The sequence below is a fragment of the Terribacillus saccharophilus genome (assembly GCF_000725365.1).
GTDB lineage: Bacteria > Bacillota > Bacilli > Bacillales > Amphibacillaceae > Terribacillus > Terribacillus saccharophilus.
In genome coordinates, this window is record NZ_CP008876.1 from 2963740 (window position 1) to 2985704 (window position 21965).

The following is a 21965-nucleotide window of genomic DNA, read 5'->3' on the forward strand; positions in this document are numbered from 1 at the left end:
ATGGAAAAGATACTTGAAATTGATGACTTACATGTGCATTTCTCGACATATGGCGGAACTGTCCAGGCTGTCAGAGGTGTGAATCTTTATTTAAACAAAGGAGAAACGCTGGCGATTGTAGGGGAATCCGGCAGCGGAAAAAGCGTGACGAGCAACAGCATCATGCAGCTCATTCCATCTCCTTCAGGAAAGATCGTCCGAGGTTCTATCCGTTTCAAAGGCAAGGATCTTGTAAAAACATCGAAAAAGGAAATGCGTGCTATCCGTGGTGTCGACATCTCAATGATCTTCCAGGATCCAATGACTGCGCTCAATCCGACCTTGACTGTAGGTGATCAGCTGACGGAAGGACTGAAGCAGCATACGTCAGTGGGTTCAGCTGAAGCGAAGGCAAAGGCCTTGGAAATGCTCGGTCTTGTCGGTATAGCCAATCCGGAGAGCCGGCTGAAGCAATACCCGCATCAATTCAGCGGCGGGATGCGACAGCGAATTGTCATTGCTATGGCGCTGATCTGTGAACCGGATTTGCTCATCGCTGATGAACCGACGACAGCACTTGATGTGACTATCCAGGCGCAAATCATGGAGCTGTTCAAAGAGATCCAAGAAAAAACAGGTGTGTCTATCATTCTTGTCACTCATGATCTTGGGGTCGTTGCCCGGGTTGCGGATCGGGTCGCAGTTATGTATGGGGGAAAAATCATAGAGACCGGTGATAAAGATGATATCTTTTATCATCCGCAGCACCCGTATACGATAGGGTTGCTGCAATCTGTGCCGCGTCTGGATATGAAAGAAGATATTTTGCAGCCGATCGACGGAACACCGCCGGATTTGTTTGCACCGCCGCAAGGCTGTCCATTTACTGCGCGTTGTGCGCATGCGATGCAAGTGTGCGCGAATGTGCATCCTGTCACCAGCTATCTTTCCGATTCACATCAGGTGGAATGCTGGCTGCAGGATGCACGAGCCAAACGGCAGCCAGTCTGATCAAATTTTTAAGGGGGAAAAGAGATGAATAGAAACTGGAAATTATCTATGATTGCTTGTCTTGCTGCATTAGTCCTTTTACTTTCTGCATGTACAGCCAATAACAGTGCCGGCGGAAGCGGCGGTGGTGAAGAAGGAGAAGACAAGAAAGTACTTCGCCTTAATAACGGCCAGGAACCTACATCCCTTGATCCTCCAGAAGGTTTTGACAGCGTATCTTGGGTTATGGTCAACAACTTGATGGAAGGACTGACTCGTCTTGATGAAAGTCACCAGCCACAAGCAGCGATTGCAGAGAGTTGGGATGTTAGTGAGGACGGTAAGGAGTATACATTCCATCTGCGTGACGATGCCAAGTGGTCCAATGGTGATGATGTTACAGCCAATGATTTTGTCTACGCATGGAAGCATATGCTGGATCCGGAACAGGCTTATCAGCCGGCATTCCTTGCATATGTAATCGAAGGAGCCGAAGCGTATAACAGCGGAGAGGGCAGTGCGGATGATGTTGGTATTGAAGCAGTCGACGAAAAGACGTTCAAGGTGACACTTACAGCACCAACTGGATACTTCCTGAACCTATTGACTAACCCTGCTTTCTTCCCAGTTAATGAAAAGGTAGCAGAAGAAAATCCAGAATGGTTCGCCGAAGCAGACACATATGTGAGCAACGGACCATTCAAAATCGACAGCTGGTCGCATGACAAAGAACTGATTATGACTAAAAACCCGGAATATTGGGACGCTGACACTGTGAAACTTGATCAAGTGAACTGGGCAATGGTTGCAGACCGGAATACAGAGTATCAAATGTATCAAAGCGGTGACTTGGACAGATCCTCCATCCCAGCAGATAATGCGAAGGAACTGATGGAAAGTGATGAACTGGTAACCGAGGTACAGGCCGGTGACCAATTCCTCCGCTTTAATGTACAAAAAGAACCATTTACGAATGAAAAGGTCCGTAAAGCTTTCGCAATGGCGATGAACCGTGATGATATCGTTGAGTTTGTCCGCGGTATTGGTGAACAGCCTGCTCGAGGCTTTGTACCATATGGCTTTGAAACACCAGATGGCGGCGATTTCCGTGAAGAAAATGGTGATCTTGTACAAGATGATACAGCCGAAGCTAAGAAACTTCTCGAAGAAGGCATGCAGGAAGAAGGCTGGGATGAGCTGCCTGCTGTAACACTGACATACGGTACAAATACAGAAAATGAACGCTTGGCAGAAGGCGTGCAAAATATGCTTTCCGAAAACTTAGGCGTGGATGTAACATTGCAGACAGTCGAATCTAGTGTATTCAGTGAAGAGCAGACAAAACTTGTCTACCAATTGTTCCGCGGATCTTTCTTAGCGGATTATGGTGATCCTGTTAACTTCCTGGAGAGCTTTACAACTGAATCCTCTTCTAACCGTACTGGCTGGTCCAATGAAGAGTACGATAAGCTGATTGCTGACTCAAAAACACAAAGTGATGAGACAGCACGTTACGAGATGCTGATGGAAGCAGAGAAAATCTTGATGGATGAAATGCCGATCGTACCACTTCATTTCTACCAGCATGTGTACTTGCAAAAGACGAATGTAAAGAATGTCATCATGCACCCAGTAGGCTACTTGGAGTTGAAATGGGCGGATATTGAATAAAGCAGAAGAGGAGAAGTGGTGAGAGCCACTTCTTTTCTGTCTGTCATACCATACATATAGACTAGGAGCAGGAGGAGATAATTGTGAAAGCATCTGTATGGAAAAAAGGAGATACCATCGGGATTGTATCACCGGCAGGCCCGATTAAACGCGAGGAACTTGAGCGGGGGATCAAAATTGTAGAGTCATTGGGTCTCCGCGTAAAGCTAGGAAAGCATGTGTATGAAAAATATGGATATCTGGCCGGTACTGACGCGGATCGGGCTGCCGATTTGAACGACATGTTCAAAGATAATGAAGTAAAAGGAATCATATGTAGCAGAGGCGGCTATGGTTCTGGTCGAATAGTCGAATTACTCGATTATGAAGTTATCAAACAAAAGCCGAAAGTGCTGCTTGGATATAGTGATATAACGTATTTACATACAGCGATACGGCAGCGGACAGGACTGATTACGTTTCATGGTCCTATGGTGGCTTCTGACATGGGAGAATCTGATTTTGCCAAACTGAGTTATGATTTGCTGCAGCAATTCTTCGTTCCGCAGGACGTTATCTATACAACAGCTATTTCACCGCTGGAGGCTATTGTGCATGGCGAGGCTACCGGAACATTAGTAGGAGGCAACCTATCTTTGCTGACGAGCACACTCGGTACACCAGATGAAATTGATACAAAGGGCAAGCTGCTATTATTAGAAGATGTTGCAGAGCCGCCATATAAAATTGACAGTATGCTGAATCAGCTGAAGCACGCAGGTAAGCTGGAGCAGGCGGAAGGCATCCTTATCGGAGATTTCACTGATTGTGAAGCGAAGGATCCGGAAACGTCGCTTTCCTTTGATCAAGTCCTTGTTGATTATCTGACTGACCTGGAAAAACCAGTCCTCAAAGGGTTCCGGATCGGGCATTGCAATCCGAATATCACGGTTCCGCTTGGAACAGAAGCAACAATGGATACAAAAACGAAAACCCTGCGTGTGAGTGCGGGGGTAAGAGCATGAAAGTTGCTCGAATAGATGTATACCAATCAGCTGTTCCTTTGAAAAAAGCCTTCAAGACAGCTCTAAGAACAGTGACAGTAGCAGAGGCGATCGTTGTAAAAGTAACGACAGATGACGGTTTAATTGGCTGGGGTGAAGCCCCGCCGACGCATGTGATCACCGGAGATAGTCTGGCAAGTATTCGTTATGCCGTGGATGCTGTCATCAAACCAGCCATCGTCGGCATGTCACTACTTGAGCGGGATGTATTGTTCCACAAACTGCAGCACTGTCTCGTTGGCAATACAAGCGCCAAAGCGTCCGTAGATATGGCATTGCATGACTGTATTGCACAGTATGCTGGTATGCCGCTATATCAGCTGCTTGGCGGTGCAAAAGATACATTGGAAACTGACTACACTGTCAGCGTCAATACGCCATCGGAAATGGCGTCAGACGCATTAGGCTATATAAAGGACGGTTTCAGCACTTTAAAAATAAAAGTCGGCAAAGACGATATTGAATCTGATATAAAACGGCTTCAAGCAGTTCGTGAGGCGGTTGGCAGCAGTATCACCCTTCGGCTTGATGCAAACCAGGGGTGGGATAGGAAGACAGCAGTCCGTGCTATCACCAGGATGGAGGATATGGGCCTGAACATTGAATTGGTGGAACAGCCGGTGGCGGCTGCAGATGTGAAGGGCATGCAGTATGTCACATCAAATGTTGAGACACCAATTATGGCTGATGAAAGCTTATTTTCACCGCAGGACGCTCTTACACTCCTGGAAATGCGTGCGGCTGACTTGCTTAATATTAAGCTGATGAAAGCAGGCGGCATCCAGCCGGCACTGGATATTGCCCGTATCGCGAAGGTTTATGATGTAGAATGCATGGTCGGCTGTATGATTGAATCCAGAATCGGCATCAGTGCTGCAGCGCATCTGGCTGCCAGTCAGCAGCATATTACGCGGGTCGATTTTGATGCACCGCTCATGCTCCGGGAGGATAACGTTACAGGAGGCGTCCGCTATGAAGGAAGCAGACTGCTGCTCAATGCGTCGCCAGGACTTGGTATCCTGACAGTGGATGTTCAAGGAGAAAAGGTCATATGAAAGAAAGTGTAATTGCTGTTTCTGTCGCTAATCTGTGGACAAAACCGAACTCCTCCAGACAAGTAGATGCACCAATTGTTGCGAATCCATCTGATCCATTACGCTGGGTACATGCGCTTTCCCATACTGACAGATTGGAGCTTCATGAAAACAATTTGCTTCAGTCTCAAGTGCTATTCGGTACGACAGTATGGGAAGTGGATAGAAAGGATGATTGGGTCAAAGTAGTCATACCATCCCAGTCAACACCAAAAAATGAGCAAGGATATCCTGGCTGGATTCCTGCCCGCCAGCTTGCGGCACCGCTGCCGAAGTCAGATTACATGATTGAGGTACGAGCGAAGCAGGCGACTCTGCTGGTAGAAGATACTGGTGAGGTGGTACAGCTCAGCTTTTTGACAAAACTGCCTTTTATTGAAGATTCAGGAACTGCTTTTACCGTGTTGACGCCGTACGGCCGAGGGAGGATCTCCAAGTCCGAAGGCAGTCTTTGGACCAAGCGTGAGGAAGACGGAGAGGCGCTAATTGCGTATGCAGAACAATTCATCGGGCTGGACTATCTATGGGGCGGGATGAGCAGCTGGGGCTATGATTGCTCTGGATTTGCCCACAACGTGCACCTTGCAGGGGGCTATGTCATTCCGCGAGATGCCAGTGCACAGGCTTTGCAGGGGAGAGCCATTAGTTTTGATCAAGCAAAACCGGGGGATTTGCTGTTCTTTGCCTATGAGAACGGTAAGGGACGTGTCCACCATGTTGGCTTTTATTATGGAAATGGTAAGATGCTGCATGCTCCGAAAACAGGAAAACAAATCGAATTGCTGGATTTGGACGGAACGGTATATGAAACAGAGCTTTGTGCCATTAGAAGATATTGGAGCTAATAGAGTGCCTGCGGGTACTCTATTTTTTTATGGGTAGATGTTCTAGCAATCCATAGAAGTTACATAGAGTAAAGAGTAGACCAGCAGGCAGATAAGGAGGTCCTCTATGCAAAACAAGAAGCCAAGCACTAAACGACGACGCCTCAAGTCCCACGTCTTAATCAGCATCTTGATTGTCTGTTTATTCACCGTCATCGTGGCGCTCCCGACATTGATTGTAGTACCATTTATAGACCCCGGTGGAATGGAGAGGACGGCAACGGCAATGGAACAAGAAAAAGAAATCAAGGAAACAGCAAGTGTAGCAGTGGAAGTGAGCCGTACAGCAAGCAATACAGTTGAAACGGTTCCGCTTGAGACGTATGTGACACGAGTGGTCGCTTCTGAGATGCCCGCCGATTTTGAACTGGAAGCACTAAAGGCACAAGCTGTCGCAGCACGGACATATGTAGTGCGTTATATGGAAGATCATCAAGCAGAGAAACCGGAAGCAATTGAGGTATCGGATTCTACCAGTGACCAAGTATATAAGAACGAAGAGGAGCTCCGCCAGGCATGGGGCAAGGATTATGAAGAAAAAATGTCGAAGCTGACAGAAGCTGTGGAAGGAACAAGCGGAGAGATTATCATGTATGACGGCGAACCGATTACACCTTCTTTTTTCTCCACAAGCAATGGATATACGGAAAATGCGGAGGACTATTGGGAAAATCCGCTGCCATATTTGAAATCAGTTGAAAGTCCATGGGATGAACAATCACCTAAATTCGAAGATCAGAAAGTGATTGTAATTGAAGAAGCAGAAAAGCTGCTTGGTGTTGCTATTGATCCGAATAAGCCTCCAGGTGAGCTGAAACGCAATAGCAGTCAGCGCGTAGCCGAAGTAGAAATTGGCGGCAAGAAGTTCACAGGCAGAGAAATTCGTGAAAAACTAGGACTCAAATCGACAGATTTCACGTTATCGATGAAAGATAATCATCTGATTTTCCAAACAAAAGGATATGGTCATGGCGTTGGAATGAGTCAATATGGTGCGAATGGCATGGCTGCTGAAGGCAAATCGTACAAGGATATCTTGACGTACTATTACAAGGATACAGAGATTAATAAACTGCCGGCAGAAGGCGCCAAGCTAGTGTCTAAATGAGTTTGGAAAAATTTTCTGAAACGCATGTATAGGAATCTATCTTTGTGACGACAATGGTTGCAGAGGTGATGATCTATGAAGGAAAAAAATAGCGTTTCAAAATCTAAATGGAAACGTCTTTTCCGTAAAAAATGGTTTTTCCCAGCGTTGTATCTTGGTATTTCCGCTTTGCTTTTAACAGCAGTATTGTGGTATCAGAGCGGCACTAACGAACCTGAGCAGGCAGAAGAAGATAAAGGTATCTTCGATTCACTAGGCTTCAACAGCGATGAAGAAGCAACTCCTGTAGCAGAACAAGATGAAGTAGTAAAAGCTCCTGTAGCAGAAGATGCAGAAGCGACAGTCGTAACGAAATTCTATGATCACAAAGCAGACAGCGAAGCCCAAGAGAATGCACTCGTACTCTACGACAACAAATACTATCAAAGCACCGGAGTGGATTACGCTGCAGCTGATGGCGAAGCCTTCGACGTCCTGGCCGCATTAAGCGGAACAGTGACAGAAGTGAAGGAAGATGCCCTGCACGGTAACGTTGTTCAGATCGAGCATAAAAATGGAGTAGCAACATATTATGCTAGTCTGGAAGATGTGAAAGTAGAAGCAGGCCAAGAAGTGAAGCAAGGTGATGTGCTTGCAACAGCAGGACAGAGCCTATTTGCAAAAGATAAAGCGACTCATTTGCACTTTGAAGTACTTAACGGCGATACACCTGTAAACCCGGAAAGCTTCTTCAACCAACCTGTAAGCAAATTGCAGGAAGCGAAAACAGAAACAGAAGCAGTACAAGAAGAAACAGCTGACACAGCTGGACAGAACGAACAGACGGAGACAGAAGCTCCAGCGGAAGAAAATGCTGATGCTGAAGCAACTCCAACAGACGAATCAGGTGATAAAGAAGAAACACCAGACAGATCTGATGAAGAAAAATCTCCAGAACAAAATGAGCAGCCAGAGGACGAAGCAACGTCTTCCTCTTCTTCAGCCCAGACTTGATTCGACAAAAGCATCCCGAGCACGGGATGCTTTTTTTTAGGCAAAAAGCAGTCCAACAATAAAACCAAGAAACCTAATAATTTGTCGAACGAATCAGTCTTGAAACCGCTTGAAATTATCTGAAAAGATGGAATAATGAAATGGTGCAAAACACAAATTGAAAGTCGAAGTCAAGTGATTCCATGGAGGTAAGATTGGGAAATGTGAGAGGAGAAAGGAACGTTGAATCAATCAAGTTTGCGTAAGGAAGAGACTGACTTGGGCAAGCTCTCGGCAGCATCGAGCCGAATGACAGATCTTTGGTCTTTCATTCAGCTAGTGGAGGCAAGTCATGATGTGAAGCAGGTTGTAGACCAGGCGGCGAGTTTCAGTATACATTCCTCATCTGCCGAAGTTCAGCTGGCAGCGATGGATTTCCTCGGGATGAACTACTATGAGGAAGAGCTTCAGCTTATGATACAGAAGAATAAGCAATCATTGTACCAGCGAAACAGATCGTATGCTTATTTATATGAACTGATAATCCAGTATCAAGCGTACAAACTGCCAGGTGATGAGTTTGAAAGACAAATCAGCCGCTATCAAGCTGATTTTCCGGAGGCGAAAGCCTTGGTTCTGTTCGGCAGGATATATCAGCATTTTCATTGCCATGATTATCATGCTATTGCATATTATCTAGATGAATTACAGGAAACAATTATCCTAATCAAAGATTATTTCCTGCGCATCATGATGACTGTCCGGCTGGACAAGCTGCTGTTTCAGTATCACTGGAAACGAAACGAATTAATCATTGCCAGAAAACATAGCAGAAATATTCTCCAACATACATATCTGCCAGGCCAGCGAGCCGTACAGCATTATAAAATGGGCTTGACCTTTCTGTTCGATGATAAGATTGCAAGCTTTTCTCATCTTGCTGAAGGGAGCAAGATGGCAAAACAGTATAACATCACATATCTTGCAGAATTGCTCGACCGACAAGTTTTGCCGATTGTAGCTGCTCACTTTGGTATTCTGCATACGTATATAACAAGTGATCCGCTTGCTCTTGCTTATATCGAGTTTCAGCTTGGTGAGGTAGACAGCGCAAGAAAGCGCTATCCTAAGTGGAAACCCGAAAAACAAACAGCATTTTATAAGTACTTCTATGGACTCATCCACCAGAATAAGGATTATCTAGTATCGTCCTATCACCAATTTATCCGCAGACATAAAGACTTCTATTTTTCCCGATTACCTATGTATGCCATTCAAAAAATAGATAACAACAGACCCTCCACCAGCTGAGAGGGTCTTTTTTATGGAATAAAACAGCTTTGCAGCTAATAAGATGAAACAAACCAATGCAAGTGTTTGAAGGGAACGAGTGTGAAGCGCTCAACGCCGCAGATGCCTAAACAGCTATGACTTGCACAAGAAAAATACATATCCGAATTACTTCATCGCTTCTCATCTTGTCTCATGAACATCAAGAACCGTCAACTTAAGGAGGCATGGGCTGTGCATGATTATATCAAGGAGCGCACGGTGCGCATAGGTAAGCACATTGTGGAGACGAAGAAGACAGTTCGCGTGATTGCAAAGGAATTCGGTGTATCCAAGAGTACCGTGCATAAAGATCTGACAGAAAGACTGCCGGAAATCAATCCAGATTTGGCCAATGAAGTGAAGGAGATCCTTGACTACCACAAAGCAATACGTCATCTGAGGGGCGGAGAAGCGACCAAACTGAAATATAAACTGGAAACAAATACCGACGCGCCTGCCTAGTACCCAACTTTCATCCTGTAAAATTCCATCCAATCCTTTACCAATATTCCTACTTTTATCCTTATTTTCTTTCATAATTTGCTACTATTCTCCATGTTTTGTGCTAAACTATAAAATAAGTAGCATTATGTTCTCGAACGGATGCGACAAAGTTTCTATCTTTACAGGGAGGATCTGAGGATATTGGCACGAGATATAGGAATTGACCTCGGTACAGCAAACGTACTAATACATGTAAAAGGAAAAGGAATCGTTCTGAATGAACCATCCGTTGTCGCGATGGACAGAATTACAGGAAATGTACTAGAAGTCGGGGAAGAAGCACGACGCATGGTAGGCAGAACACCTGGAAATATTGAGGCGATTCGACCGTTGAAGGACGGCGTAATCGCTGACTTTGATGTAACAGAAGCGATGCTCCGCTATTTCATCAACAAGATCAATGTAAAAGGTTTTCTATCCAAACCGCGCATGCTGATTTGCTGCCCAACGAACATTACAAAAGTGGAACAAAAAGCAATTAGAGAAGCGGCGGAAAAATCCGGCGGTAAGAAAGTATACTTGGAAGAAGAACCAAAAATTGCTGCTATCGGTGCAGGAATGGAAATATTCCAGCCTAGCGGTAATATGGTTGTAGATATCGGTGGCGGAACAACAGATGTTGCTGTTCTTTCCATGGGTGACATCGTGACAGCACAGTCCATTCGGATGGCTGGAGATAAGTTCGATGCAGAAATCCTGCAGTATATCAAACGTAAATATAAGCTATTGATCGGTGAACGCACAGCCGAGAATATCAAGATCGAAATTGCAACAGTGTTTGAAGGCGCGCGTCAGGAATCTATTGATATCCGCGGCCGGGATATGGTAAGCGGTCTTCCGCGTACGATCACTGTTTATTCGGAAGAAATAGAAGAAGCACTGCGCGAGTCAGTAGCTATGATTGTACAAGCGGCGCGTACAGTACTGGAACAGACACCTCCTGAGCTGTCTGCAGACATCATTGACCGCGGTATTATCCTTACTGGCGGCGGAGCACTGCTTCACGGTATTGATCAGCTGCTTGCTGAACAATTGAAGGTTCCTGTATTCGTTGCAGAAGATCCAATGGATTGTGTAGCAAAAGGCACTGGTATAATGCTTGAAAACATCGATAAATTAGAAAAACGAAAAGTAGTATGATAATTGACCTCTTCTGTATACTTTGAACTCTTTTGTATACGGAAGAGGTTCAATTTGTTTAGGAGTCTGCCGATATAATAGATAGAAACAAAACAATTGGCAATCTAACCGCCTTAGGAGGACCGAAACATTGCTAAAAGGATTATATACAGCTGCATCCGGTATGCTCGCCCAGCAGCGCAGACAGGAAGTACTGTCTAATAACTTGGCTAATGCGAATACGAATGGGTACAAAGCAGATCAAGGGCAGCTTCGAGCTTTTCCGGAAATGCTTTTGAAATCAATGGAGAGCAAGCAGACATCGGCGGATAACTCTCGATATGTTACAACTTCTAAGGAAATCGGCAGCATCAATTCCGGCGTATATGTACAAGAGACGATTCCGAACTTTGTCCAAGGAGATTTACGTGAAACAGGTATCAGTACAGATACTGCTTTGGTGGACGGTACGTATCCGGATGAAAATGGCTCTGTATTTTTCAATCTGCAGACAGCAGATGGCGAAGCGTATACTCGAAACGGTAATTTTACGGTCGATGAAGAAGGCTTTCTGACGAACGATCAGGGCAGCTATGTCCTTGATACGACAGGCAACCCAATTCAGACGAATAATCAGACGTATACGATGTCAGCAGACGGTTCTATGCAATTTACCGACGGCAGAAACATTCAGCTCGGACTGACATATGTTCAGGATGCAAATCTGCTGGACAAGCAGGGTGAAAACGTTTATACCGCAAGTGATGAAGCACAGGCAGCTGATGCCCGGGCGACGGCTGGCGTAACGTACAACATTGTCCAGGGAGCAGTAGAAGGCTCGAATGTTGACTTGCAGCAGACAATGGCAGATATGATGCAGGCATACCGGACGTTCGAATCGAACCAAAAAGTGTTGACAGCATATGATGAAAGCCTTGGAAAAGCAGTCAATGAAGTCGGGAAGCTGTAAAGGAGGAGTAAAATGAGCAGGATGATGACACAGGCTGCCGTAACAATGGGGCAGCTGCAGCAGCGATTGGATTTAATCGCGAATAATATGGCGAATACAAATACATCAGGCTATAAAGCACAGACCTCTAATTTTTCTTCCTTGCTTTATCAGCAGATGAACAACCCGCCGAATGACGAGGCAAATGAAACAAGCAGAAGCACAAGTGATGGTATCCGGATCGGATCAGGAGCATATATGAGCAGTACAAACCCGCTCATGACAATGGGAACGATTCAGACAACGGACCGAAATCTTGATGCAGCACTTGTGAACGACAACCAATACTTCACGATTACAGGCGATGATGGACAGCAGCTCTATACACGTTCAGGGAATTTCTATCTTCAGCCGCAGCAGGATGGGACAGTTGCGTTGACAACAGCAGATGGAGATTTGGTGAACGGTGTCGATGGACCTATTGCATTACGTCCTGATTTTGATAGTATTACAATCAATGACCGCGGAGAGATCGTTGTTGAACGTAATGGAGAAAATGCTGTGGAAGCGAACCTTCAGATTACAGCTATCGATAATCCACGTGTTCTGACACGTACAGGTGATACAGCCTTTGAACTGGCTGATCCTGCTCTTGCCCAAGTGCTAGGTGCAGGAGACATTGAACTTCAGGCAGGCAGCCTGGAAGGCTCAAACGTTGATCTTAGTGAACAGATGACTGCAATGGTGAATACACAGCGCGCTTATCAGTTCAATGCACGTTCGATTTCCATGAGTGACCAGATGAGCGGACTCATTAACCAGATTAGATAAGAATAAGGAGCCAGAACGCTATGTCGAGTAATGCATCCAAACTCCAGACAAAAGAACAACATGATAAACAGAAGAAGGCAGAAGGAGAAAAGGCGCCGAAAAAACAGCGGAGAAGATTGTTTCCAATATGGCTCCGTCTGCTTGTAGTGCCGATTATCCTGATCATCTTCCTGCTGCTCGGTTTGCTCTTCGGGTATGGTGTACTTGGAGATGGCAATGCACTGGACGTCCTCAAACGAGATACATGGACACATATCTATGACTTGGTAAACCAAAAGTCATAAAAAAAGCTGGCTCCGGATTCCGGAACCAGCTTTTTCTATTTCCTGCCTCTGCTCTTTCTGATTGCATAAATAACGAACATGATCACAGCAATGATAAGGAAAATGTGAATAACTCCTCCGAGAATATTGAAAATGACACCAATGAGCCAGAATGCGACTACGATGATGCCGATCCATAATAAAAGATTAAGCAATTGGCTTCCCTCCCAGCAGTTTTATGGAACAATACCCTTAACGCAAAACGTGTTAAACATGCAAGCCTCATTTTTGGTATAATACGTTAGGAAAGACAACCATTCAGGAGGCTCACCATATTATGTATGATGTTCAACAAATCAAAGAAATAATCCCGCATCGCTATCCTTTCTTGCTTGTGGATCAAATAACTGAAATTGAAGAAGGCAAACGCGCTGTTGGAAAGAAGAATGTAACAATCAATGAACCATTCTTCCAAGGACATTTCCCAGATTATCCGGTAATGCCAGGTGTCTTGATCCTTGAAGCTCTTGCACAGACAGGTGCCTTTGCGATGCTGATGAAGGAAGAAAACAAAGGGAAAATCGGCTTCCTTGCTGGTGTTGATAAATGCCGCTTCAAGCGCCAAGTAGTACCAGGTGACACATTGAAGCTGGAAGTAGAGATTGTCCGTTTGAAGGGACCAATCGGTAAAGGAAAAGCAACAGCAACTGTTGATGGAGAGCTTGCTTGCGAAGCTGAAATCACATTTGCAATTAAATAAGAGGGCGAAGCATAATGCTTCGTCCTTTTTTACTATTTTTTACATCTCCTTAACATATTGCAGCGGCTGTTTATAGTAATATAGTCTTGTATCAGTCAATATTGGAGGGGGAAATTATGCAAATAGAAAAAAGGGAACAGTACATCATTACTCGCAACACTATTGCTGTGTTTCGTTTGCACGATCCTGTGTATCAATCCCGTGTTCTTGAAGCCGATAAAGAAATATTAGTGGAACAATCACCTCTTTCGATCATTGATCATAGCTGCATGCAGTACGGATCCTCCTATGAGGGCAGGGTACATGCAATTGGCAGACTTCTGCGGACGGACAAGAAGGTGCCTATTCCAGTGCATCCGGCCCACGGCGTTTTTATGCTCCCAACTTCCTCACCTACGAACACTAACTGCGTCTGGCTGTCCTTCTATCATATTCAATCCTATAAAGAAACGAAAAGCCGTACCCAAGTCAGCTTCTATAATGGTACTGCACTATTTGTGGAAACATCTGAACGCTCCTTCGACCAGCAGTACAAAAGGACAGGCACTGTCATTGCCTTACTCAATAATGAACATTTCTTCATGGGGCAAAGCTTATCCTGAAACTATCAATCACTTCTTCTGCCGAAGCTGTTATGTTATCATGTAAACTATAATTACCAGCTTTGGAGTGGAGGAGGAAACCTGTCTTATGCGCGACACATACACCGGAGCCGATCTTCTGGAGCAGCTGCTGCTTCATAAAGACCAGCTTTTAACATCAATCAGACGGGAGGATATCGCCCTCGATGCGTTTTTACGCCAAGAAGCGAGACGACCTGACCATAATCCAGTATTTCAATATGTATTGAAGCACTACATAGGTTTAGTCAATCCCAATCTGACAGAGGCATTCGAACATACCTATTTCCGTCTGTTTCAAGAAGCCGCACGTCAGCCGGACAAGCTGAAAATCGTCGGATTGACAGCAGCGTTATATGAAGTGAGGAACCGCCGAGGCAACCCTTCGATGCAATTTCCCCTCGTTACACATATGCTGCATCTGCTGAATGTGCATTATCCGATATATGATCCAGCTAGAATTGCATTCCTCGGTATGCCATCGGCCAATCACCTAATCGGATTCGATAAGAAAATGACCCGCTATATCGAACAATACGGTCAGCTTTTTGAATTTTACCAATCGATTTTGCAAGACAGCCGTTTCGACACACTGGCTGTTGCATTTGATGAGCATTTCAAAGACCATAGCTATGAGCCTCCAAGTGATGCCAAGAAGTTAGATCTCCTTGTGCAGGCATTTAGCAAAACCATCTAAGCACTTACTGCGGTAAGTGCTTTTTTTGTGGGGAAAATTAGGACGAACTGGATAGAGTTTGTAATCATATTGCGCGCAGATTGTGTTGTCATTACAGTTCTGTTAAAAGTATTGCGGCACCCTGATCACAGGGTATATAAAGAGAAAAAGACGGATAGAATTTCTTAGAACAAAGAAAGCAGGTAGATGCACATGACGAGGAATTACTCCATAGACTTCTTCAAATGCCTGGCAATCTTCGGAGTCGTGTGTATTCATACACACACATTCCGAGACACTGCTGTCCCATTCGGAAACGGAGAAACATGGGCCTTCATCATCGATACAATCGCGCGCTTCTCAGTACCATTCTTCTTTGCAGCATCTGGCTATCTATTCGCCATGAAGCTGCAGCGAACAGATGATACATTCGCATACTTCAAACGCTATACTGGTAAGCTAATCAGCTTGCTTGCAGCATGGTTTGCTTTTTATTGGGTATATGATTTTATAAAAATGCTTTCTACTTCAAACGGAACGATGAGTGAGCAAAAAGCTGAGCTGACTGCTTACTTTCAAGATACCTTCCAATGGCGTACATTATTGGATGGAATATCGTACACGCAATTTCAGCTTTGGTTTATGTTTGCTTTGATTTTTTCGATTATCATCATCTATGCTGCGTACAGATTACGTCTAATGAAGATTACATTGCTAGTCGGTCTTGTGCTTAACCTGATAGGCCTTTTGGGGCAATCTTACGGAGCACTTTTCCATGTAACGATGGAGGAGACAACAAGAAACGGAATTTACTTCGGTTTATTTTATACAGCATTAGGAGCTTGTTTTGGTTTATATGAAAAACAGATAGTTTATGCAGCGCAAGCAATTCGTGTAAGGACAATCGGTGCGATAATTGCTGTTGGCTTTGCACTGCAGCTGATGGAGCGTTCGATCCTCTATTACGGGTTGGATTTGCCGCAAGGAGAGTATCTTATCAGTACTATTCCTTTGACGATATTCCTGCTTCTGTTCACCTTGAAAGCACGTAACATCGGCAAGCATCGTTATGTTAGTATTGTCGCTAAGAATGTAGTCGGTATCTACCTGATTCATACACTATGGCGCAGCATCTTGGATCAAGCACTCGATCAATCAGCTGTGACGCATACGTTTGTCTGGGGTCTGCTTTATGCACCTATTCTGTATGTGTTATCTCTGCTTTCTTATGTAGGCTTACAATATATTAAAGGCAAACTTAGCAACCCGGTTGTGCCAAAACGAACGAAGCATCGTACTGCACTTCGGCCAAGCAACAGCCTTATCAAATAGACTGGCATTTTGCCAGTCTATTTTTTTATTGTAAATATATGTGCAAATTTTGAAAAATTACGGTAATCTTTTACTATATACATAGAAGAAGGATGGCATAACATGACATATCATACGAATCCTTTCCGTCTCTTGACTAACCCGAAGGAGACATTATTTAAACTGCGGGAAGCGGAGCAGTTGCGTGGCCATTGGCTTTGGACTGTTCTGATTCTGCTCGCTTTCTGTCTCGTCTATGCTGCACTAGGATGGGTTGGTGCCGGGACAGAGACACTTAATCAATTGAATGCAGTGTACATAGGTTCGGATTACGAATACGCGAAGTTTTCGTTCATCATCGGACGTCTCGTCTGGGGACTCGGACTCGGACTGCTCGTCATCTTTGTTGTCTCTCTCGTATTTTATCTGTTTTATGAAATTCCTTATCAGAAACTAATTGTGATCCAGTTAAGTGTTGGGGTTGTATTACTGCTGGAAGCTCTATCTTGGCTGCTTCTATTGCTAGCAGCGGGCTTAGAATGGGATCGATCGCCGTTTTCACTTGGAGTTATTTCAGATTTGTTTACAGACAGACCCTGGGTCATCAGCTTGTTTGGTGCAGTATCTTTGTTCCAGCTGTTCATTCTGTATTTCCAAGCCAGATGCCTGCTTGTACTGTTCCCAGCTAAACGATGGCATGTATCGGCTGTTGTCGGTATGATCTATCTCTGTTATATTCTTTTGCTGACACTGCTTGGCGGGATTGGGAATAAGATTGTTGCATTCATCTTCGCATAGGAGGACTTGAAGGATGATGAAAAAGCTAATACTAACGTTAGGAATCGTCCTTGTACTGGTTAACATTGCTATCCTGTTTTTGGATGATGATGGCCGAGTAGGCAGGACAAATTTTATACATAAGTGGGAGCAGGTAACAGCCCAGGATGTGAAAGAAACGTTAACGGTCCCGAGTGTACTAAACTCTGCACATGAAGTGCCAGTCTATTTGGAGTCAGAATCTGGATCTGTATCGGAAATGCTTGTAGAGCCTGGCGATACAGTAGAAGAGGGAGCTGATCTGTTCACCTACCAAGTAGCTGATTATGCGAAAACATATCGTGAACTAACTGCTACTATTAACTTGCTGGATGAACAAGTGTTGGCAGTCGAGCAGGCAATTTCAGAAGCAGGTGAGTCTGATTTTGCGGCTGCCGCCTTTGCAGAAGATATAAATGTTCCAGAAACGATAGACGAATCTGAGAACGAAGAAGACACGGTTGCAGCAACGGAAGCGCTGCAGCAAGCAACGGAAGAACAGACTACTCAACTGCAGGAGCAATACCGCATCAGTCTGGAAAAAGAACTTGCCGAGAAAAATGCTGAGCTGACTGCAGCAGAAGAGCAGCTGGCAGGTTTGGAGGAGACAGGTGAATATGTGACTGTATCGAGTCCAGCGGCAGGTACTGTTAAATCCATCGATGAAGCTGGGAAAAAGCCTGTTATTACCTTACAAAGCAGTGAACTCGTTATTACCGGAGAACTGACCGAAGCAGAGCGGAAACAGGTGCAAAATGCTATGACGATTGAAGCGAAGCTTGATGATGGTCCTGCTTTGGAAGGGGAAATCACGGAGTTGGCTGAACAGCCTGCTACTAGTGCTGAAAAGGAAAGTATGTATAAGTTTGAAGCATCTTATCTTGCTGAATATGAACAAGCCGATAAGCTCTTAGCTGGCTATCATTTAGATACGGATATTTTACTTGCTTATGCCAGTCAAGCTCCTGCAGTTAAACCAGCGCAGGTGAAAAACAATCAAGTTTGGAAAATGGCAAATGGTCAGCTGTTCACCACCAAAGTGGATATCGGGGCGCAGAACGATAAACAGGCGGCTATTACATCTGGTCTGGAAGCGGGGGCATTCATTCCGGCAAATCAAGGTGATTATTACCAAAACGAACCTTTCGTTACGCCGTGGAGAGCTCAGCAAATGAACTGGTCGACTTGGAGTGATTCCTTCACAAGCTATGAATTTCTGCTAGGTTTGCTTGATCATTGATTGTAAATTGTTTCTAAAGAAGTAGATAATTCTACTGCATCTAATGTCGAATCAGCGTACAATTTGTTTACAATCACGTACGTAAGGGGCACATTGTATGAAAGTTCATTTGATCGCAAATATGTATCCAAGTAAGCAGCACCCCAATTATGGGGTGTTTGTCGAAAATACCGAGAAGATTCTTGCACAATCGGGAGTAACTTTCGACCGTACTGTTGTCACAAAGCAATCAAGCTCCATCGGGAAGCTGATTACTTATGCCAGTCACTTTATCAACGTGATTGGGAAATCAGTATTCCGGAAATATGATGTTACCTATGTGCATTATGCAACGCATAATTCAATTCCGGTGCTGATTGCCAAGAAATTGAATAAAAACATGGTTGTTTACACAAATGTACACGGCAGTGATGTTGTGCCTGAGTTTCAGAAACGGCAGAAATACCAGCCCTATGTGAAGCGGCTGTTAGAAGTATCTGATACGGTTATTACACCGAGCGCTTATTATAAGCAGCTTGTGCAGCAGAAATATGGTTTGACGAATCGGATCGAAATATTTCCTTCGGGCGGTATTAATAAAGATACCTTTTATGAGAAGGAAACAGAGCTCGCTTGCCAGGAGCTGGAGATAAATGCAGCATATAGCTATATCGGATTTGTTGGTCGAATTGATAGAGGAAAAGGCTGGGATGTCTATCTGAAGGCAGCCAAACTGCTGAAGGAACAAGGCAAACTGGAAAACCATAAGCTGTTGTTCATCGGTGATGGATTGGAAAAAGAGAACTTCGATAACTTGGTGGATGATTATGGTTTACGAGAAGATCTTGTACATTTCCCGCTTCTGTCCCAGCAAAAGCTGAACAGTGTATACAATAGTATGACTGTGTTCTGTTTTCCGACAATGCGGGAAGGAGAAAGCCTTGGGCTTGTAGGTCTGGAAGCTATGGCATGCGGGACACCCGTTATCGGCAGCCGGATGGCAGGACTGTTAGACTACATGAAACACAGCAGGAATGGCTTTCTTTTTGAACCAGGCTCAGCTGAGGAGCTGGCTGGATGCATTAAAACTTATATGGAGCTGCCAGAAGCAGCGAAGCTGATAATGCAAGAAGAGGCAAAACAGACGGCAGCAGCTTATGAAGTGGAAGCAATCAAGCCTCGTCTCTCAAAAATATTCTCTGTATAAAGTCCAACTGTGGTTGGGCTTTTTTTATTAAGCAATTGTAAAATCGAGTTTTGCAATGTTAAGTTTCTTCCGAGTGTCTAGTAAAATTCACCTACCCTTTTTATAGTTTAAAAGAGGCAATACAAAATTCGACATAAGTATATTGTATTGTGAATCTAGTAAAAGAAAGAGGGTAACAGGTGGAAAGAAGCAGAGCGACGTATACACTTGTCTTTTTTACTGGTCTTTTTCTCGCATGCTTAGCATTCATCCAGCCGGGTGATGTCTATGCGGAATCGAACAGTCATATTTTTTCAGAGGGTGCAGCCACAGTCCAATTGTCAGATGGTAAAACTGTCGAAGTGACGAATGATACAAATGGAGTAATTCGTATTACAGGGGATTCTGGGAAAACTTATGAATCCACGATTCCAGATGCAGATATTGCTTCTATTCAGGAAACAAAAATGGATAATGCATCTTATTTAATTGTAGAGTATCGTACTCATGGAACTGCCCAAGCTCTGCAATTCGACATTTTGCATGTCACAAATGAGAAACTGGAACGCATTTATCAATCCGATTTATATGAAGGAGCGAGACTCACTGTAGATGAGGAAGGAGCGCAGCTTGAAGTCAGCTACCCGAAAATAGAACAGGATGTACCGCTTGCAGAGCCTAAAGAAGTATATGTTGAAGCATTTACAGTAGCTCCGCAACAGGTGACGAAGGCGGATACTCGGACAGAGCTGACGGCAAGTGCTGCAAAAGCGCGCATGTTTCGTGCTAGTGCTGCAGGATATACAAATCCAAGCTATGATACGATCAGCCGTAAGCTGACAGCAGCAGCGGTTAAATACGACGTGCCGGCTGAGATCGTTAAATCAATCGCTTTCCGTGAAAGCGGGTGGAAACAGTATTGGACAGGAAGTACACCTTCCTATCAGGCTTCCTGCAGCATTGCGGATGGATCCAATGTGGTGATCGGCTATGACTGTATCGGTATTGGAATCATGCAGGTTTCCGATTATAACCGCAATGATACGGAGGAAATCGAGCGTCTAATGCATGATATCGATTATAATATCGACCGCGGGATGCGTATATTAAAAAACAAATGGAACGAAGCCAACTCAAAAGCTGAATCCACTTTAGCATATAATCTGATTCCGAAGGTAAACGACGGAAATCCGGACAAACTAGAAAACTGGTACTTTGCTATTCTGGCATATAATGGCCGATTAGAGCGGAATGATCCAATAGCTAATCCGCAAACTGCTTACCAGGAGCTCGTTTATAAGGAGATGGAGAATCAGTCGTTGATAACGACGACACCTTTCCCAACTCATCTACTAACACCTGGCAGAATTAGCGGAAAACTAGGTTCTTATTTCTCGTTCCAGACAAACCAAATATCCACGCCAGGACCATTGCATGAAAGCACACAGAATTATGGGAATGGCAGCACAGTCTATGTTACAGCTGACGCGCTTACATTGCGCAATAGCCCGAATGGATCTTCTGTCGGTTCTTTGCCACGAGGGGAGAGGCTGACCATCACTGGCGGCTACACTGCGAATAATTCCAATGTAAATCATTATGTCTGGTACCCAGTACGAACAAGCAGCGGTAAGACTGGTTATGTAGCCAGCGGTTATTTGAGCAAGGCACCTGTTGTCGTGCACAATCTGGAGGGTTCTCGCCGTAATGCTACTAGTGCAAGTATCTCCAACTACGGCTGGCATTTGGAATCTCCTGAAGCAGTCGTACTTGGAAGAAGTGATTTGCCAATCGATGCTTTCACAGGAAGCGTTCTTGCAGCTCAAATGGATTCACCGCTTTTGTTAACTGATCAAAATAAGCTGGAGCAAGTCACAGTTACAGAGATTGACCGACTGAATCCGTCCATCATCTATATTGTTGGTGCAGAACCAGCTATTTCAAAAAATGTCGAAAATGATTTACGTAAAAAGTTTCCAAATAGCACAATCGAACGGGTAGCCGGATCTACTCGTTATGCGACAGCCGTAAAGGTAGCAGAGGAAGTAGCAACTGTTGCGAGTAAACCATCAGAGATCTTCCTGGCAGTCGGAGATGAGACATCACCGGATGCGTTAACTATCGGACCGCATGCCGGCAAAGAGGGCATTCCTATCTTGCTGACAAGAACAGGGGAACTGCATGATGAAGTGAAAAACTATATCAAACGCAATAGTATCAAAAAAGTAACGATTATCGGCAGTGAGATAGTAGTGTCCAAACGCGTAGCGGATGCAGTCAAGCAGCTTGGCGCCTCTGTGGAGCGCGTATACGGAGCTGATCGCTATTCAACAAATGCTGCTGTTATCACAAAGTATTATGGAACCAATCCAGATCAAGTATTCTTTGCAAACGGTCAAACGACTGTAGATAGTTTGTCGGGTGCACCGCTAGCTGCTAAGTATGATGCACCGATCGTTCTTACGAGACCGGATGCTGTCACGAAGCCAACGCGAGCTTTCCTGAACAAGATCACCGATCAGCCGGAAATCTTCTATCTCGGCTCCGATGCAGCCATCACGGATCGAACACGCAAGGAATTGGAAGGGATACTTCAGTAGCACAAGGGAGCACAAACATAATTAGTGTTTGTGCTCTT

Annotated in this window: 22 protein-coding genes; 21 read left to right on the forward strand and 1 reads right to left on the reverse strand. The window is 44.6% G+C overall.

Annotated elements, in window-relative coordinates:
- The 13 genes from GZ22_RS14795 (at window position 1) to GZ22_RS14855 (ending at window position 12760) form a co-directional block, all read left to right on the forward strand.
- Complete coding sequence (locus GZ22_RS14795) at window positions 1–990, forward strand: ABC transporter ATP-binding protein (protein ID WP_038564101.1); 990 nt, start codon at window positions 1–3, stop codon at window positions 988–990.
- Between the two features lie 24 nt (window positions 991–1014).
- Complete coding sequence (locus GZ22_RS14800) at window positions 1015–2640, forward strand: peptide ABC transporter substrate-binding protein (RefSeq protein WP_051748311.1); 1626 nt, start codon at window positions 1015–1017, stop codon at window positions 2638–2640.
- A gap of 77 nt (window positions 2641–2717) precedes the next feature.
- Window positions 2718–3644: a S66 peptidase family protein gene (locus GZ22_RS14805; RefSeq protein ID WP_038564104.1), complete on the forward strand. Its 927-nt coding sequence runs from the start codon at window positions 2718–2720 to the stop codon at window positions 3642–3644.
- Window positions 3641–4738 carry a dipeptide epimerase gene (locus GZ22_RS14810; protein ID WP_038564106.1) on the forward strand — a complete coding sequence of 366 codons (1098 nt, stop codon included), beginning with the start codon at window positions 3641–3643 and terminating at the stop codon, window positions 4736–4738. The genes GZ22_RS14805 and GZ22_RS14810 overlap by 4 nt, the downstream gene beginning before the upstream one ends.
- Window positions 4735–5622: a C40 family peptidase gene (locus tag GZ22_RS14815; protein ID WP_038564109.1), complete on the forward strand. Its 888-nt coding sequence runs from the start codon at window positions 4735–4737 to the stop codon at window positions 5620–5622. Before GZ22_RS14810 ends, GZ22_RS14815 begins: the two co-directional genes overlap by 4 nt.
- 106 nt (window positions 5623–5728) lie before the next feature.
- Window positions 5729–6769, forward strand: a complete 1041-nt coding sequence (gene spoIID / locus GZ22_RS14820) for a stage II sporulation protein D (protein WP_051748312.1) — start codon at window positions 5729–5731, stop codon at window positions 6767–6769.
- A 75-nt stretch (window positions 6770–6844) separates the two neighbouring features.
- Window positions 6845–7762 carry a stage II sporulation protein SpoIIQ gene (gene spoIIQ / locus GZ22_RS14825; RefSeq protein WP_038564112.1) on the forward strand — a complete coding sequence of 306 codons (918 nt, stop codon included), beginning with the start codon at window positions 6845–6847 and terminating at the stop codon, window positions 7760–7762.
- A 222-nt stretch (window positions 7763–7984) separates the two neighbouring features.
- Window positions 7985–9052, forward strand: a complete 1068-nt coding sequence (locus GZ22_RS14830) for an AimR family lysis-lysogeny pheromone receptor (RefSeq protein WP_038564115.1) — start codon at window positions 7985–7987, stop codon at window positions 9050–9052.
- A gap of 213 nt (window positions 9053–9265) precedes the next feature.
- The gene (gene spoIIID, locus GZ22_RS14835; RefSeq protein WP_038564118.1) at window positions 9266–9535 is read left to right on the forward strand and encodes a sporulation transcriptional regulator SpoIIID; all 270 of its coding nucleotides are present in this window, start codon (window positions 9266–9268) and stop codon (window positions 9533–9535) included.
- Between the two features lie 180 nt (window positions 9536–9715).
- Entirely contained in the window at window positions 9716–10717 is a 1002-nt protein-coding gene (gene mreB / locus GZ22_RS14840; protein ID WP_038566166.1) for a rod shape-determining protein, read from the forward strand.
- A 130-nt stretch (window positions 10718–10847) separates the two neighbouring features.
- Window positions 10848–11666, forward strand: a complete 819-nt coding sequence (locus tag GZ22_RS14845; protein WP_038564120.1) for a flagellar hook-basal body protein — start codon at window positions 10848–10850, stop codon at window positions 11664–11666.
- A gap of 12 nt (window positions 11667–11678) precedes the next feature.
- Window positions 11679–12476, forward strand: coding sequence for a flagellar hook-basal body protein (locus GZ22_RS14850; RefSeq protein ID WP_038564122.1), 798 nt, complete (start codon window positions 11679–11681; stop codon window positions 12474–12476).
- Between the two features lie 20 nt (window positions 12477–12496).
- The gene (locus GZ22_RS14855) at window positions 12497–12760 is read left to right on the forward strand and encodes a DNA-directed RNA polymerase subunit beta (RefSeq protein ID WP_038564124.1); all 264 of its coding nucleotides are present in this window, start codon (window positions 12497–12499) and stop codon (window positions 12758–12760) included.
- A gap of 35 nt (window positions 12761–12795) precedes the next feature.
- Here the strand turns inward: GZ22_RS14855 and GZ22_RS18475 are convergent, their stop codons facing one another.
- The gene (locus tag GZ22_RS18475; protein WP_123921910.1) at window positions 12796–12954 is read right to left on the reverse strand and encodes a lmo0937 family membrane protein; all 159 of its coding nucleotides are present in this window, start codon (window positions 12952–12954) and stop codon (window positions 12796–12798) included.
- 122 nt (window positions 12955–13076) lie between these two features.
- On the opposite strand from GZ22_RS18475, the gene fabZ reads away from it, so the two are divergent.
- The 8 genes from fabZ to GZ22_RS14895 all read left to right on the forward strand — a co-directional run bounded on the left by fabZ (window position 13077) and on the right by GZ22_RS14895 (window position 21927).
- Entirely contained in the window at window positions 13077–13499 is a 423-nt protein-coding gene (fabZ, locus tag GZ22_RS14860; RefSeq protein ID WP_038564125.1) for a 3-hydroxyacyl-ACP dehydratase FabZ, read from the forward strand.
- Between the two features lie 116 nt (window positions 13500–13615).
- Window positions 13616–14101 (forward strand): competence protein ComK, encoded by a 486-nt coding sequence (locus tag GZ22_RS14865; RefSeq protein ID WP_038564127.1) that lies wholly within the window; start codon window positions 13616–13618, stop codon window positions 14099–14101.
- Between the two features lie 88 nt (window positions 14102–14189).
- Window positions 14190–14816, forward strand: coding sequence for a hypothetical protein (locus GZ22_RS14870; protein WP_038564129.1), 627 nt, complete (start codon window positions 14190–14192; stop codon window positions 14814–14816).
- A 192-nt stretch (window positions 14817–15008) separates the two neighbouring features.
- Entirely contained in the window at window positions 15009–16127 is a 1119-nt protein-coding gene (locus GZ22_RS14875; RefSeq protein WP_038564132.1) for an acyltransferase, read from the forward strand.
- A 102-nt stretch (window positions 16128–16229) separates the two neighbouring features.
- A complete protein-coding gene (locus tag GZ22_RS14880; RefSeq protein ID WP_051748315.1) occupies window positions 16230–16904 on the forward strand; it encodes a hypothetical protein in 675 nt (224 codons plus the stop codon).
- A gap of 13 nt (window positions 16905–16917) precedes the next feature.
- Window positions 16918–18162 (forward strand): efflux RND transporter periplasmic adaptor subunit, encoded by a 1245-nt coding sequence (locus GZ22_RS14885; RefSeq protein WP_038564135.1) that lies wholly within the window; start codon window positions 16918–16920, stop codon window positions 18160–18162.
- Window positions 18163–18259: 97 nt separating this feature from the next.
- The gene (locus GZ22_RS14890) at window positions 18260–19348 is read left to right on the forward strand and encodes a glycosyltransferase family 4 protein (protein ID WP_038564138.1); all 1089 of its coding nucleotides are present in this window, start codon (window positions 18260–18262) and stop codon (window positions 19346–19348) included.
- A gap of 179 nt (window positions 19349–19527) precedes the next feature.
- Window positions 19528–21927 carry a cell wall-binding repeat-containing protein gene (locus GZ22_RS14895; RefSeq protein ID WP_038564141.1) on the forward strand — a complete coding sequence of 800 codons (2400 nt, stop codon included), beginning with the start codon at window positions 19528–19530 and terminating at the stop codon, window positions 21925–21927.
- The last annotated feature ends 38 nt before the right edge of the window (window positions 21928–21965 follow it).

What these genes read in the sequence shown, in the direction of transcription:
- GZ22_RS14795 (WP_038564101.1), top strand. Translation starts at nt 1, where the DNA reads ATGGAAAAGATACTTGAAATTGATGACTTACATGTGCATTTCTCGACA.
- GZ22_RS14880 (WP_051748315.1), top strand. Translation starts at nt 16,230, where the DNA reads ATGACATATCATACGAATCCTTTCCGTCTCTTGACTAACCCGAAGGAG.
- GZ22_RS14815 (WP_038564109.1), top strand. Translation starts at nt 4,735, where the DNA reads ATGAAAGAAAGTGTAATTGCTGTTTCTGTCGCTAATCTGTGGACAAAA.
- fabZ (WP_038564125.1), top strand. Translation starts at nt 13,077, where the DNA reads ATGTATGATGTTCAACAAATCAAAGAAATAATCCCGCATCGCTATCCT.
- GZ22_RS14890 (WP_038564138.1), top strand. Translation starts at nt 18,260, where the DNA reads ATGAAAGTTCATTTGATCGCAAATATGTATCCAAGTAAGCAGCACCCC.
- GZ22_RS14865 (WP_038564127.1), top strand. Translation starts at nt 13,616, where the DNA reads ATGCAAATAGAAAAAAGGGAACAGTACATCATTACTCGCAACACTATT.
- GZ22_RS14810 (WP_038564106.1), top strand. Translation starts at nt 3,641, where the DNA reads ATGAAAGTTGCTCGAATAGATGTATACCAATCAGCTGTTCCTTTGAAA.
- GZ22_RS14855 (WP_038564124.1), top strand. Translation starts at nt 12,497, where the DNA reads ATGTCGAGTAATGCATCCAAACTCCAGACAAAAGAACAACATGATAAA.
- GZ22_RS14800 (WP_051748311.1), top strand. Translation starts at nt 1,015, where the DNA reads ATGAATAGAAACTGGAAATTATCTATGATTGCTTGTCTTGCTGCATTA.
- spoIID (WP_051748312.1), top strand. Translation starts at nt 5,729, where the DNA reads ATGCAAAACAAGAAGCCAAGCACTAAACGACGACGCCTCAAGTCCCAC.
- spoIIQ (WP_038564112.1), top strand. Translation starts at nt 6,845, where the DNA reads ATGAAGGAAAAAAATAGCGTTTCAAAATCTAAATGGAAACGTCTTTTC.
- GZ22_RS14870 (WP_038564129.1), top strand. Translation starts at nt 14,190, where the DNA reads ATGCGCGACACATACACCGGAGCCGATCTTCTGGAGCAGCTGCTGCTT.
- GZ22_RS14875 (WP_038564132.1), top strand. Translation starts at nt 15,009, where the DNA reads ATGACGAGGAATTACTCCATAGACTTCTTCAAATGCCTGGCAATCTTC.
- GZ22_RS14850 (WP_038564122.1), top strand. Translation starts at nt 11,679, where the DNA reads ATGAGCAGGATGATGACACAGGCTGCCGTAACAATGGGGCAGCTGCAG.
- GZ22_RS14885 (WP_038564135.1), top strand. Translation starts at nt 16,918, where the DNA reads ATGATGAAAAAGCTAATACTAACGTTAGGAATCGTCCTTGTACTGGTT.